This is a genomic window from Caballeronia sp. INML2 (genome assembly GCF_023631365.1).
In the GTDB taxonomy this organism is placed as follows: domain Bacteria; phylum Pseudomonadota; class Gammaproteobacteria; order Burkholderiales; family Burkholderiaceae; genus Caballeronia; species Caballeronia turbans.
Window position 1 is genome coordinate 341,860 of sequence record NZ_JALQDH010000074.1, and the last position, 12,295, is coordinate 354,154.

Below are 12,295 nucleotides of genomic sequence, written 5' to 3' on the forward strand. Positions count from 1 at the left end.
AGGCAGTCATGAATCGTCTCAACGGAGCTGTAGTGCTGATGTCGATCGCGCTCGCAACGAATGCGTGGGCACAAACCGATCAGGGCGCGGCTCAACCTGCGAATAACGACGAAATCGTCAAGATGCGAATGGAAATCTCCGCAGCCAACAAAAAATATAATCAGAAAGTCGCAGCGGCCAAGAAAGTCTTCGAGCACAAGAAGGCGGAAGCCGCCAAAGAGCGCGACGCGGCGATCGCAGCAGCACATGGCGGTGCGAGCGCGCAATGACCGCTTGCGTCGAACGAGATTTGCAATCTGATGTTCTTCGGAACTGAGACACGCGCGGTATAGCCAATGTCGGTGGTGCTGGACATGCGTGAGTGCTTTAGCGTGATCGTGATCGCATCCGCGCTGTGCGCAGGCGGGTGCGCAGTCCCTCAGACGCCGCCGGAAAGCGGTGCGCAAACGGTCGCTCCGACACCTGTCGCAAGCGGTACGCAAACCATGGCTCAGGCGTCGGAGGCAGGACCTGCGCCACCGGTAGCGATGGATTCGGGTTCGCTGGACAAGCTCGTCGGTCCGATCGCACTCTATCCCGATGACCTCGTCGCGATCATTCTTCCGGCATCGACTTATCCGGTGGAAGTAGTGCAGGCAGACCGGTTCCTTGATCGCAGAAAAACCGAGAAGGACTTGCCGGTCAACGAAGCATGGCAGGACCCGATCAAGGCGCTGCTGAATTACCCCGAAGTGCTGAAGAAAATGAGCAACGACCTCGACTGGACCGTGGCGCTCGGCGAAGCGGTGGTCGCGGATCAAAGCGCCGTGCTGCAGGCCGTGCAGCGTTTCCGACGTCAGACCCAGTCAGTGGGAAATCTCAAGACGGATGACAAGCAGACGGTGGTGGTCGAGAAGGAAGTCATCAAGATTGTTCCGTCGAATCCCGAAGTCATCTACGTGCCTCAGTACAACCCGTCGACGGTTGTCATCAGCAGCCCGACGCCGGTATATAGCTACTGGCCGGCGCCTTATCCGGTCTACTACTATCCCTACGCGCCGGGGGCGGCGTTCGCGACCGGCCTTATCTGGGGCGCGGCGATCACTGCGGCGTGGCACGGCGGGCATTACGAAGCGAACTACAGCGGCGGCAACAACACGATCAACATCAACCGCGAAGGCAATGTCAACCGGGCCGAGGTCAAGAACGAGCTGAGCAATCGCGCTGCGAACCGCTCGGCGAACGGAAGCTCTGCGTCTCAGGGCTCGACCCAATGGCGCTCGGAAAAGAAGCCCGGACAGGTGTCGGGTGCCAGCACACGCGCATCGGCCCAGCGCGTGGGCGACGCTCCGACTCGCGCCAGCGGCGGCAACTTCGGCGCGGCGGGCGGCGAACGCGCTGGCGCGCGCGCCCCGACGGCCGCGCAGTCGCCACGCGCACAGAGCGCCGGCAACCTTCAGGGACGGGGTGGCGACGCGTTCAGCGGCTACGGGTCCGCCCAGGGCGCCAGAGCGGACAGCACGCGCGGCGCAGCGAGCCGGCAGTCGATGTCGGGCGGGCCGGGTGGGCGCAATTTTCAGGGTGGCGGCTTTTCGGGCGGTGCGCGCGGTGGATTCGGCGGGGGCGGCCGCGTCGGCCGCCGATAGGAGACGTTTCGTGAATATCTTGTCCCGCCGGTTCGTCGCATGCTCAGTTGTCGCAATGCTCACCGTTCCTCTGGGTGCTCTCGCCGCCGGGTCGCAGCAGACCTTCAAAACGCCGGACGAAGCGGTCAGTGCACTGGAACAGGCGCTCAAGTCGAACGACGACGCCGCACTCATCGCCATCTTCGGCGATGCGCACAAGGAACTCGTCGTGACGCCGGATGAAGCCGAGAACCGCGAGCTGCGCGCCAACGCGCTCGCTGAGTTCAATGCGTATCACATGCTGGAGGAAACGGCGCCGGACCGCCGCATCCTGCGTATCGGTGATGAAGCGTGGCCCATGCCGATTCCACTCGTTCGCACGCAGGGCGCGTGGCGCTTCGCAACCGAAGAGGGCGAGCAGGAAGTGCTGGATCGGCGCATCGGCGCGAACGAGCGCGAGGCCATCAAGGTGATGCGCGCGTATGTCGATGCGCAACGCGAGTACGCGACGCGCGACCGCGTGGGCGACGGCGTGCTGCAATACGCGCGCAAGCTCGGCAGCACGCCAGGCAAGCGTGACGGGCTGTATTGGCCGGCGGATGAATCGAAGGGTGAAGAGCCGAGTCCGTTCGGGCCGCTGATCGCAGCAAGCGCGAACTATCTCAAGGATCGAAACCCAGGCGATGCATATCACGGATATTACTTCCGCATTCTCACGCGACAGGGAAAGCACGCGCCGGGCGGCCCTTTCAACTACATCATCAACGGGCGCATGCTGGCCGGCTTCGCGATGGCCGCGTACCCCGCGCAGTATGGCGCAAGCGGCGTGATGACTTTCGTCGTCAACAACAACGGCGTCGTGTATCAAAAGAATCGCGGCCCATCGGCACAGCCGCTAACCGAGTTCGATCCCGATGCGTCCTGGACCCGCGTCGAGGAGCCTTGATGGACGAGCTAGCGCACCCTGCTTCGAAGGCCGCTCATCGAAAACAAAAAAGTGTCGCGATGAATGCCAAAAGCGTCAGTGCGGACTGCGCCAGGACGAGTGACGATTAAAGGCGATCGGCCAGCGGCACGATCGCCCATCATTTTCTATTGCTTCTTTGCGGCGTCGACTTTGGCTTCCGCCGCCTTTTTGTTAGCGTCGTTTTGCGCTTCGACCTTTTTCTCGTCGGCCTTCGCTTGTGCTACGTTCGCATCGTTTGCGGCGTCGTGCTTCTTTCTGTCAGCTTTGCTCTGGGCCTGCTGCATTTTTTTATTGGCCTTGGCTTGCGCGTTCGCCGCATCATGTCGAGCGCCGGACGCCTCGGCGGGCGTGGTCGCCTTGGCGCCTTTGGCGGCCTTCTTGTCGGCGTCGGCCTGAGCAGACGCTTTGTCTTCATTAGCTGAGGCCTGCGCCTTCTCGGCATCGGTCTGTGCCTCCGCCTTCTTCTTGTTCGCGGTGGCCTGCGCTTCCATCTTCTCACTGTTTGCCTTCAGCTGAGCTTTTTGCGCATCGTTAGCGTCTGCCGCCGCCGCCGTTTGTTCGAAAACAGTAGTGGCTAGCAATGCGGATGCGATGACAGCTATTAACTTTTTCATGATTGCAATCTCCTGTACGTCTATTTTTAAAGGCAAACTTGCGGCACTCTCGAAGCCGCGATTCCCGGCTGAGCCATAGCAAATTGGCGACTTCCAGCTCGAATCCGATATCGCGACGACTAAAGGAAATCGAAATCCGTCGCCGCCCTTTATTGCGCAAAAAATGTTCCGCTCGCCTTCGTTATTGTTGCGTGCTCTTGCGGCCCGACGATAGTGAATCTCATCTTGCCGAAATGAGAACCGTTGAGCGTCCATTGCAGCTCCGCCAAATCTCGCGGCAAGGCTCGTGCTAACCAACATTGGAGGAACTGCCGTGCAAATCAAATAGTCATTCGCAGGCGACGTTTAAACCTGTCCGCCCAGCGATGTGGAAGGAGGAAAAGTGGCCAGAACTTTAATAGCGAAGTTCTCGAGCGCGGGAGCGGCAGAACATGCGTCAGAGAAACTGATGCTGGGCTATGGAAGCGAAGTGCATGAACTGGATTCAATCAGGCTAGCGCGTTACATTGCGAGCACTGAGTACTGCACGGAACGCGACACTGGCTGCATGGAAGACCACGCAACCTTTGCCGCTCATGGCGAAGATCTAGGACTGTATCCTTCTCTTGCGCCGCATTACGAGTCATTCGGTGCGGCTGCGCTCAAGCACGAAGCGTCGTCGGTTTCGCGCTTGCTCTTTACACTAATCGTGATCGTCGAGGACGCCGCCGGGACGGCCCGCATTAAGGAAGCACTTGCTGATGCTCTTGTCGTCGAGTCTTCTGCTGAAAAAATCTGACGAGCGGTGCAGTTCGACCCGGCGACGCCTAAGGCGCCGCCGATCCTGGAAGGTTATCGTTTAGAACGCCGGCGGAACGTCGCGATATGTTGCATCGTCGCGCTCCAGGCGCTGCCAATATGGCGGCCGGCCATAGTAGCGATGGATCGAATCCGCCCACGAACGGTCCGCCATCGAGGGCCAACCGTCCTTGTCGAATCCCGGCGCATTCCTCACCTGTTCAGTAGTCGCCGCTATCCGGAAGCATTTGTTGTCGGTGTCGAGCGTCAAAGCGCTCCACGGAACCGCCAGCAGCTTATCTCCGATACCGAGGAAGCCGCCGCTCGAGAGAACCGCGTAGGCGACGCGACCAGAAGCGACGTCGAGCATGATCTCTTTGATCTTGCCCACATCGTCCCCATCGGAACTCAGCACGTTATTTCCATCCAGCGTGCTCGCGGCCATGACGTCCGGGCCCGGACCATCTGCCGTTGCCGCGCCTTTGCCAACGATGTTCATATGGTTTGTATCGACTGACATGATGTGTCTCCCACAAAGAAGCCGAATCGCTCTCGGCTTGTCTGGGCTCGCGCAAAGAACGTTCCGGCGCGCGATGCAGTCTGATCGTCGTTCATTGAGTTCATAAAGGCCTGCAGATAAGCTTTTTTCCGCCCCAGGGCGCGTTCGCTGTCGGGATGGAACGCACAGTCGAGAAGCGAGCTCCTGGCGATGTTCCCGAACGGTCGTGTGCAACGCCTGGGGGAACGTCTGGGGGAACGTCGCCGCGCCTCACTCGTCGATATCGGCGTCGCTGAATCCGGTGGGGTCTTCCTTCGCGGCTTCGGTGAACATCGACGTGAACTGGTCGAGTGTGGCGAGCGTGTCGCGCCCGGTTCGCGTGATGCGATAAAACGAAAGCGGAACTTCGGGCCGCAACGCGTCGACACGCACCCTGTAGCGGTAGCAGATATGTTCGCAGAAGGAAGGCATGACCGCGGTGCCGAGCCCTTCCTGCGCCATCGCGATGGCTGTCTGCAAGTGACCCACGACGATGCGGCGGCTCACGGTCACTTCCTCTTTCGATAGTGTCGCCTCGATGAGCCGTTGCAGCGGATTGTCCTTCGGCAGCGTGATGAGCGGCTGATTCTCGAGCGCGGTCCAGCGCATGCCGGAGCCGCGCAGCGGCGCGCCTGCCTGCGCGGGCGATACGGCGACGAGCCGCGTCGGGAAGATCGGCGTGCGGTCGATGCCGGAAAGCTGTGAGAAGAACACGCCGAACGCGGCGTCGAGATGGCCTTCCTCGACCATCTGCACGAGTTCGGTCGGATTGCGGTCGACGAGTTCGATCTGCGCGTTCGGATAGACATTCGAAAAGCGCGCGAGCACCGAGGGCATGAGGCTCGCTGCGATCATCGGCGTGCAGCCGAGCAGCAGCGACGATTGTTTCTGACGCCCCAGCTCGTTGAGTTCGATGACCGATTTCTCGAGCGACTCGACGATCGCCATCGCGGTGGGATAGAACAGGCGGCCGGCTTCGGTCAGCGAGACCGTGCGCGTGGTGCGTTCGAGCAGACGGCAATCGAGCTGCGTTTCGAGTTCACGAATGATCGCGGAAAGCGCCGCCTGGCTGAGATGCATGCTCTGCGCGGTCTTCGTGAAGCTCGACGCATTCGCGACGCCAAGAAAAACCTTGAGTTGCTTGAGGGATAGATTCATCGACGACGGCCGTTTGTTTTTCGGGCGTGGAGCATGCCCGATTCTATCCCGTCCGCAGCAGCGGCTGCCGCACCGCGGGACTTTCCGGTGCGACAGCCCGTGCGTCACGCAAGGACGTAGCGGCCTTCCTCGTCCCGTGTGATCGCGCGCCGTTGCGCCGTGTCTTCGAGCCAGCGGACCACTTCGCGGCCGTCGCGCGTGCCGGTCGCGGCCATCAGTTCGGAAAAGCGCTTCGGTCCGTCTTCGAGCGCCGCTTCGAGCGAGTCGAAGCGCGCGCCGCGATACGCGGGCGGCGTCGGCACGCGATGCTCGAGATCGCGCTCGGCGCCCGGCGCGAGCAACGGCAGCGTGAGATCGAAGCCGGCCTTCGCCGTTTTCGTCGCGCCGAGCAGCGACGGGTCGAGCGGCATCGCGCGCAGGCTGTCCTGGAGCACCAGATCGCGATCGGCCTGAAAGCGCGTGGCGAGCGCCCAGTCCATCTGCTCGTCCGAGAACACGTCGATGTCGGGATCGACCACGAAAACATGCTTCACGTTTGCAAGCGATGCGAACACGGCCGCGATCGCGTTGCGCGCCTCGCCCGGCACGCGCTGCTGCATCGCGACGCGCACGTTGAACATGCCGCCGGTGGCCGGGTTCGCATAGACGGCCTTCACTTCGCGCACGGCGGTTTCGAGCGCGCGCCACACCGTCACTTCGGTGCGCAGCGCGGCGAGCTGCGCGGTATCGGTGCGCGCCATCGAGCGGCCGCCGATCGTGCACGTCTGAAAGACTGCGTCGCGCCGATGCGTGATCGCGGTCAGATGGAACAGCGGATTCGTCTTCACGCCGCCGTAATAGCCGAGGAATTCGCCGTACGGGCCTTCGGGCTCGGCGTGGCCGCGCTCGTCGAGATAGCCTTCCAGGATGAACTCGGCGTCGGCGGGCACGAGCAGGTCGTTCGTCACGCACTTGACCACGCCCATCGGCGCGCCGCGCAGCGCGGCGACGAGTTCGAGCTCGTCGGCGGGAATGCGCATGGTCGCGCCGACATGATCGACCGGATGCGTCCCGACGGCGAATGCGATCGGGGTACGCTCGCCGCGCTTCGCGTGGCCGATGGCGATGGCCCGCAGATCCGACGGCGCGACGAGATCGATGCCCGCCGTGCGGCGCCCGCGCAGCATCAGGCGGCGAATGCCGACGTTGGTCCAGCCCGTGTCCGGATCGACGGCGAAGTCGATCGACGCCGAAATGTACGGCGCGCCGTCGAGATCGTGCTGGAGATGCACGGGCAGGGCGGTGAAGTCGCACGCGTCGCCGGTGAGCACGACTTGCTGCGCGGGTGCTTCCTCACGGCTCACTTCGACGAGCTTGCCTTTCACGCGCAGGCGTTCGCGCACGGTGTCGAGCAGTCGCTGCGGCGTCGTATCGAACGCCTTGGCGAGACGCGATCGGCTCGCGGCGACGCTGCCCGCGAGCGACACGGCGCCGCCGGACGGCCGCCTGAACCACACGGCGCGCGGGTTGCCTTCCATGATGCCGGCGATGTCGGCGAGATCGACGGACGCGTCATGGCGTTCGAGTTCGCTCTCGTCGAGCGATTCGAGGAAGCGGCGCAGGCGGAAGCGTTCGAGGTCGGGCGCGGGCGTGCCATCGACGGTCGAAGGAATGGCGGTGTTGGGTCTCAATCTGGGTTCCTTGATGCTTGGGGGTGACGGCGCACGTGCGCCGTCCTCAGAAGCGCGCGGAAAGCGCTGTCGCCGCGAGATGCGCGGCAAAGCCGCTCGCACCGTTCGCCGGCATTTCGGGCGCGAGATGCAGGAACTGCTTCACCGCGCGCAGCGTGACCGCGCTGCAGCCGAGCAGCGTGTCGGCGAGCGCGTCCGCTTCGGCGTCCAGGTTCGCCGCCGGCACGACACGGCTCACGAGCCCGGCGTGCAGCGCTTCGCTCGCGGACAAGCGCACGCGGCTCAGCACCATGTGTGCGACGGTTTTCAACGGCACGCGGCCGATCAGCGCCGACATCACGAGCGTCGGCGGAATGTCGCGTTCCATTTCGGGGATCTGGAACACGGCATCGTCGGACGCGAGCGCGATGTCGCACACGCCCGCGAGCGCGCAGCCCACGCCGAGCGCATTGCCGCGCACGACCGACGCCACGGGCACGCGCACGGCCTTGAGCGCGTCGTAGAGCGCGAGCGGCGGCGCGGCGACCACGCGGCGCAGCGTTTCGGCGGACGGCTTCGCGTCCTTCGGCGGCATCGGCGAAAGGCGGCCCTTGCAGAAGTCGGGGCCGCTCGCGAGGATGCGCACGAGCTTCACATCGTCGTCGAGCGTCGTGATGCATTCGATGATCGTCTCGCTCATCGGCGCGTCGATCAGATTGCCGTTTTCGGGATGGTCGAGGACCACGTCCACGAGCGGGCCGTTGCGGCGGATCGCAACGTGAGGGCTTGTCATGCCGGTCTCCTTGTCGAGCGTGTTCATGCGTCGCGGTGGATGAATTCCCACACGACTTTCGGCGTGGCGGGCATCGCGAGTTCGTCGGTGCCGTATTCGCTGAGCGCGTCGGCGAGCGCGTTGAAGATCGTCGCCGTGGCGGGCGTGATGCCGCTCTCGCCGCCGCCCTTCACGCGCAGCGGATTGCCGTGGGTCGGGTCTTCGGTCAGTTCGAGGTTGAGTCGGGGAATCACGCCTGCGCGCGGCATGCCGTAATCCATGTACGAGCCGCTCAGCACCTGGCCCGTTTCGCGATCGACATAGCAGGTTTCCGACAGCGCCTGTCCGATACCCTGCGCGAGACCGCCGTGCACCTGGCCTTCGACGATCAGCGGATTGATCGGCTGGCCGACATCGTCGACCGACGTGTAATTGACGAGCTTCACGACGCCCGTGTCCGGGTCCACTTCGAGTTCGCACACGGCCGCGCCCGTCGGATGCGCGGGGACACGCGTGTTCACTTCGGCCTCGGCGTACAGCGTGCGCTTGGCGCGCTCGCCCGGCAGACCGTCGCGCGCGACGTGGGCGGCCACCTCGAAGAGGCCGATTTCACGCGATGAAGCTGCATCGGAAAACACGCCGTTAGCGAAGCTCACGTGCTCCGGCGCGACATCGAACAGCTCGGCTGCGACGCGCTTGCCGAGCATCACGATCTGCGCGGCGGTATCGACGAGCAGCATGCCGCCGAGGCGCATCGAGCGGTCCGAATGACTGCCGCCGCCCACGCTCACGAACGCGGTATCGCCGGTGCGCAGCGCGATCGACGCGATCGGCACGCCGAGATGCTGCGCGATGACCTGCGCAAACGTCGTTTCGTGGCCCTGGCCGGTGGACTGCGTACCGGACACGATATCGATGCGGCCTTCCGGCAGCACGGTCAGTTCGATGCGCTCGCGCGGCGCGCCCACGGGCGACTCGACGTAGTTCGCAAGCCCGATGCCGCGCAGCATGCCGTTCGCGCGCGAGGCGGCGCGCCGCGCCTCGAAGCCGTCCCATTGCGCGAGCTCGAGCGCGCGCGCCATGTTGCGCGCGAATTCGCCGCTGTCGTAGGTGAGGCCCATCGGGCTGCGGTACGGCAGCTTCTCGTGCGCGATCAGATTGCGCCGGCGGATCTCCGCGCGGTCGAGGCCGAGCTCCGCCGCCGCGAGGTCGAGCATGCGCTCGATCACGTGCGTCGCTTCGGGGCGGCCCGCGCCGCGATAGGGCGCGGTCGGCACGGTGTTGGTCATCACCGCGCTGATGTGCACGGCGGCGAGCGGCACGTCATAGACGGTCGTCATGATGCGCGTGCCATTGGACATTGGCACATAGGACACCGTATGCGCGCCGACATTGCCGATCCATTCGTTGTCGATGGCGAGGATGCGGCCGTCCCGCGAAAAACCGAAGGTGGCGCGCACGATCTGGTCGCGGCCCTGATAGTCGGAGAGGAACGCTTCGCTGCGATCGCTCGTCCACTTCACCGGCCGGCCGATGCGGCGCGCGGCCCACACCACGGCAAGCTGCTCGACGTAGATGAACGAACGCGGGCCGAAGCCGCCGCCCGTGTCGGGACAGACGACGCGAACCTGTGACGGCGGCACCTTGAGCGCGGCGGCGAGGCAGAGCTTTTGGCGCACGGCGCCCTGGCTGCCGGAGATCAGCGTGTAAGCGCCGCTTTCGGCATCGAACACGCCGATCGCGGCGCGCGGCTCCATCTGGCAATTCACGACGCGGCTGTGATGAAACTCGCGCGTGAGGACGAACGGCGCATCCGCGATGATGCGGCGCGCTTCGTTGCGATCGCCGATCTGCGTCTGGAAGCACAGGTTGTGCGCCGCGCCCGCCCACAGTCGCGGCGCGCCTTCCTGCATCGCATCGGCTGCATTGACGACGGCGCCGAGCACGTCGTAATCGACCTCGATCATTTCCGTCGCGTTGCGCGCGGCGAGGGCGGTGTCGGCGATCACCATCGCGATCGCCTCGCCGACGTAACGCACGCGGTCGATCGGCAGCGGAACATGCAGCTGGTTGAAGATCTCGCCGGTCGATGAAGTCAGGAAGGCCTTCTTCGTGGCGTCGATAGCATCGATGGGATTGGGCACGTGATCGACGCCCTGAAAGCCGTCGTCGAGATAATCTTGGCCCACGAGCACCGCGATCACGCCGGGCGCCTCGCGCGCGGCCGATACGTCGATCGAGCGCAGCGCGGCGTGAGCGTGCGGCGAGCGCAGGAACGCCGCATGAACCTGGCCCTCGACGCGCAGGTCGTCGGTGTATTGGCCGTTGCCGGTCACGAAGCGCCGGTCTTCGAGGCGCGGGATGGGTTGGCCGATCATCGTGTGGCGTCCTCGGTGGTGGCATCGCCGAGCGACGGATACATCGCGTGCGCCGCATGACGCACGGCCTCGATGATGTTCACATAGCCCGTGCATCGGCAGATGTTGCCTTCGAGCGCGTGGCAGATGCTCTCTTCGTCGAGCGACGGCTCTTGGCGCAGATAGAAGCTCGACGACATGATCATGCCCGGCGTGCAGAAGCCGCATTGCAGGCCGTGGCATTGCACGAACGCGTTCTGCACCGGATGCAGCGGAGCATTCTCGTCTTTACGCAACCCTTCGACCGTCGTGACGGCGCCGCCGCTCGCCTGCGCGGCGAGCACCGTGCACGACTTCACCGAGACGCCGTCGAGATGCACCGTGCACGCGCCGCATTGACTCGTGTCGCAACCGACATGCGTGCCCGTGAGACGCAGCGTTTCGCGCAGAAACTCGACGAGCAACGTCTCGTCGGGCACTTCGCGCGTCACGTCCTCGCCGTTCACCCGTAGTTGGATTTCAGCCATGGTTCACCTCGCTTACTGTGCGGCGGCGGCGCTTGCGTTTGCGCTCATCGTCGCGTTGAAGCGCTTGAAGAACTCCGCCGCGAGCTTGTTCGCCACCGATGTGACGAGGCGCGAGCCGATCTGCGCGAGCTTGCCGCCTACCTGCGCATCGGCGACGTACGTGAGAAGCGTGCCGCCTTCGTCGGCGTCGGCGAGCGTGACCGTCGCACTCATCTTTCCGAAGCCCGCGATGCCGCCTTCGCCCTGGCCGAGAATCTTGTAACCGTTCGGGCCGTCGCGCTCCGACAGCAAGAGCGTGCCCTTGAAGCGCGCCTTGACGGGTCCGACCGACGCGATCACGACGGCCCTGTACTCGTCGTCGTTTTGTGCGACGAACTCTTCGCAGCCGGGCACGCATGCCTGCAGCACCGCGGCATCGTTCAAGCCCTTCCATACCTGCTCGCGCGAGGCGGCAATGGTTTGCGATCCGGTGAACTCCATGTCTTGTCTCCTGAAAACGGTTTAGGCGGGCTGGCGCAGCGGCTGCGCCAGCAGCGCCAGCAATGCGCGGCGCGTGTAGGTTTCGATCAGATGGGCGCGATACGCGGACGAGCCGTTGGCGTCGTCGGGCAGGGTGGCGGCATCCATCTTCAGCGGGATGAGCGCGGCTTCGGACAGATCGGCGGCAAGCGCGGCTTCGGCCTCGAGCCAGCGGAACACCGACGCGCCCGCGCCCGTCACCGCGACGCGAATCGCATCCGCGAACTGCGCGATGAACACGCCCACCACGGCATAACCGGACGCCGGCTGGCGGAACTTCGCATAGGCGGCGCGCAACGGAAGCGGATACTCGAATTCGGTCACGAGCTCGCCGGGTTCGAGCGCGGTCTCGAAGGTGTCGACGAAGAAATCGTCGGCGCCGATGCGGCGCTGCGAAGTGAGCACCTGTGCGTTGAGCGCGAGCACGGCGCTCGGATAATCGGCGGCGGGGTCGTTGTTCGCGACCGAGCCGCCCATCGTGCCGCGGTTGCGCACTTGCGGATCGGCGATCACGCTCGCGAGTTGCGCGAGCGCGGGGATCGCCGCGATCACCACGGGCGAAGCGGCCACTTCCGCATGCTTCGTCAGCGCGCCGACGCGCAGCACGCCGCTTTCGACGCTCACGCCGCGCATCGACTCGATGCGCGTGAGATCGATCAGATGCGAAGGCGCGGCGAGACGCTGCTTGAGCGTGGGAACCAGCGTCATCCCGCCGGAGAGCGGCCGGGCGTCCTCGTGTTCGCGCAGCAGGCCGAGCGCTTCATCGAGCGAGGACGCGCGCAGGTAAAGGGTTTCGTACATGAAGTCTCCCGC

The 12,295-nt window shown here is 64.5% G+C and carries 13 protein-coding genes; 4 read left to right on the forward strand and 9 right to left on the reverse strand.

What is annotated here, in order from left to right; genetic code table 11:
- The first annotated feature begins 8 nt into the window (after positions 1–8).
- The 3 genes from NCT32_RS26370 to NCT32_RS26380 all read left to right on the forward strand — a co-directional run bounded on the left by NCT32_RS26370 (position 9) and on the right by NCT32_RS26380 (position 2,550).
- Positions 9–269, forward strand: a complete 261-nt coding sequence (locus NCT32_RS26370) for a hypothetical protein (protein WP_061116438.1) — start codon at positions 9–11, stop codon at positions 267–269.
- A 216-nt stretch (positions 270–485) separates the two neighbouring features.
- Positions 486–1,625: a DUF3300 domain-containing protein gene (locus NCT32_RS26375; protein ID WP_250490631.1), complete on the forward strand. Its 1,140-nt coding sequence runs from the start codon at positions 486–488 to the stop codon at positions 1,623–1,625.
- A gap of 10 nt (positions 1,626–1,635) precedes the next feature.
- Positions 1,636–2,550 carry a DUF2950 domain-containing protein gene (locus NCT32_RS26380; RefSeq protein ID WP_250477842.1) on the forward strand — a complete coding sequence of 305 codons (915 nt, stop codon included), beginning with the start codon at positions 1,636–1,638 and terminating at the stop codon, positions 2,548–2,550.
- Positions 2,551–2,696: 146 nt separating this feature from the next.
- Here NCT32_RS26380 and NCT32_RS26385 read toward each other — a convergent pair whose 3' ends face one another.
- Positions 2,697–3,440, reverse strand: coding sequence for a hypothetical protein (locus tag NCT32_RS26385; RefSeq protein WP_250477843.1), 744 nt, complete (start codon positions 3,438–3,440; stop codon positions 2,697–2,699).
- Positions 3,441–3,567: 127 nt separating this feature from the next.
- Here NCT32_RS26385 and NCT32_RS26390 point away from each other — a divergent pair, with 127 nt between their 5' ends.
- Positions 3,568–3,963, forward strand: coding sequence for a hypothetical protein (locus tag NCT32_RS26390; protein WP_143756278.1), 396 nt, complete (start codon positions 3,568–3,570; stop codon positions 3,961–3,963).
- 60 nt (positions 3,964–4,023) lie between these two features.
- Here the strand turns inward: NCT32_RS26390 and NCT32_RS26395 are convergent, their stop codons facing one another.
- From NCT32_RS26395 to NCT32_RS26430, 8 genes are all read right to left on the reverse strand, one after another.
- A complete protein-coding gene (locus NCT32_RS26395) occupies positions 4,024–4,482 on the reverse strand; it encodes a PRC-barrel domain-containing protein (RefSeq protein WP_061116442.1) in 459 nt (152 codons plus the stop codon).
- A 249-nt stretch (positions 4,483–4,731) separates the two neighbouring features.
- Complete coding sequence (locus tag NCT32_RS26400; protein ID WP_061116443.1) at positions 4,732–5,658, reverse strand: LysR family transcriptional regulator; 927 nt, start codon at positions 5,656–5,658, stop codon at positions 4,732–4,734.
- 104 nt (positions 5,659–5,762) lie between these two features.
- On the reverse strand, positions 5,763–7,328 hold the full coding sequence (locus NCT32_RS26405; RefSeq protein ID WP_061116444.1) for a UbiD family decarboxylase: 1,566 nt from the start codon (positions 7,326–7,328) through the stop codon (positions 5,763–5,765).
- Positions 7,329–7,374: 46 nt separating this feature from the next.
- Positions 7,375–8,100 carry an enoyl-CoA hydratase/isomerase family protein gene (locus tag NCT32_RS26410; protein WP_061116547.1) on the reverse strand — a complete coding sequence of 242 codons (726 nt, stop codon included), beginning with the start codon at positions 8,098–8,100 and terminating at the stop codon, positions 7,375–7,377.
- Positions 8,101–8,123: 23 nt separating this feature from the next.
- Positions 8,124–10,457: a xanthine dehydrogenase family protein molybdopterin-binding subunit gene (locus NCT32_RS26415; protein WP_061116445.1), complete on the reverse strand. Its 2,334-nt coding sequence runs from the start codon at positions 10,455–10,457 to the stop codon at positions 8,124–8,126.
- Positions 10,454–10,963, reverse strand: a complete 510-nt coding sequence (locus NCT32_RS26420) for a (2Fe-2S)-binding protein (RefSeq protein ID WP_061116446.1) — start codon at positions 10,961–10,963, stop codon at positions 10,454–10,456. The genes NCT32_RS26415 and NCT32_RS26420 overlap by 4 nt, the downstream gene beginning before the upstream one ends.
- Positions 10,964–10,975: 12 nt before the next feature.
- Positions 10,976–11,443, reverse strand: a complete 468-nt coding sequence (locus NCT32_RS26425; protein WP_061116447.1) for a carbon monoxide dehydrogenase subunit G — start codon at positions 11,441–11,443, stop codon at positions 10,976–10,978.
- Positions 11,444–11,464: 21 nt separating this feature from the next.
- Positions 11,465–12,283 (reverse strand): xanthine dehydrogenase family protein subunit M, encoded by an 819-nt coding sequence (locus NCT32_RS26430; RefSeq protein WP_250477845.1) that lies wholly within the window; start codon positions 12,281–12,283, stop codon positions 11,465–11,467.
- Positions 12,284–12,295 lie beyond the last annotated feature (12 nt).

What these genes read in the sequence shown, in the direction of transcription:
- NCT32_RS26370 (WP_061116438.1), top strand. Translation starts at nt 9, where the DNA reads ATGAATCGTCTCAACGGAGCTGTAGTGCTGATGTCGATCGCGCTCGCA.
- NCT32_RS26375 (WP_250490631.1), top strand. Translation starts at nt 486, where the DNA reads ATGGCTCAGGCGTCGGAGGCAGGACCTGCGCCACCGGTAGCGATGGAT.
- NCT32_RS26385 (WP_250477843.1), bottom strand. Translation starts at nt 3,440, where the DNA reads ATGGACGCTCAACGGTTCTCATTTCGGCAAGATGAGATTCACTATCGT.
- NCT32_RS26395 (WP_061116442.1), bottom strand. Translation starts at nt 4,482, where the DNA reads ATGTCAGTCGATACAAACCATATGAACATCGTTGGCAAAGGCGCGGCA.
- NCT32_RS26400 (WP_061116443.1), bottom strand. Translation starts at nt 5,658, where the DNA reads ATGAATCTATCCCTCAAGCAACTCAAGGTTTTTCTTGGCGTCGCGAAT.
- NCT32_RS26410 (WP_061116547.1), bottom strand. Translation starts at nt 8,100, where the DNA reads ATGACAAGCCCTCACGTTGCGATCCGCCGCAACGGCCCGCTCGTGGAC.
- NCT32_RS26415 (WP_061116445.1), bottom strand. Translation starts at nt 10,457, where the DNA reads ATGATCGGCCAACCCATCCCGCGCCTCGAAGACCGGCGCTTCGTGACC.
- NCT32_RS26420 (WP_061116446.1), bottom strand. Translation starts at nt 10,963, where the DNA reads ATGGCTGAAATCCAACTACGGGTGAACGGCGAGGACGTGACGCGCGAA.
- NCT32_RS26425 (WP_061116447.1), bottom strand. Translation starts at nt 11,443, where the DNA reads ATGGAGTTCACCGGATCGCAAACCATTGCCGCCTCGCGCGAGCAGGTA.
- NCT32_RS26430 (WP_250477845.1), bottom strand. Translation starts at nt 12,283, where the DNA reads ATGTACGAAACCCTTTACCTGCGCGCGTCCTCGCTCGATGAAGCGCTC.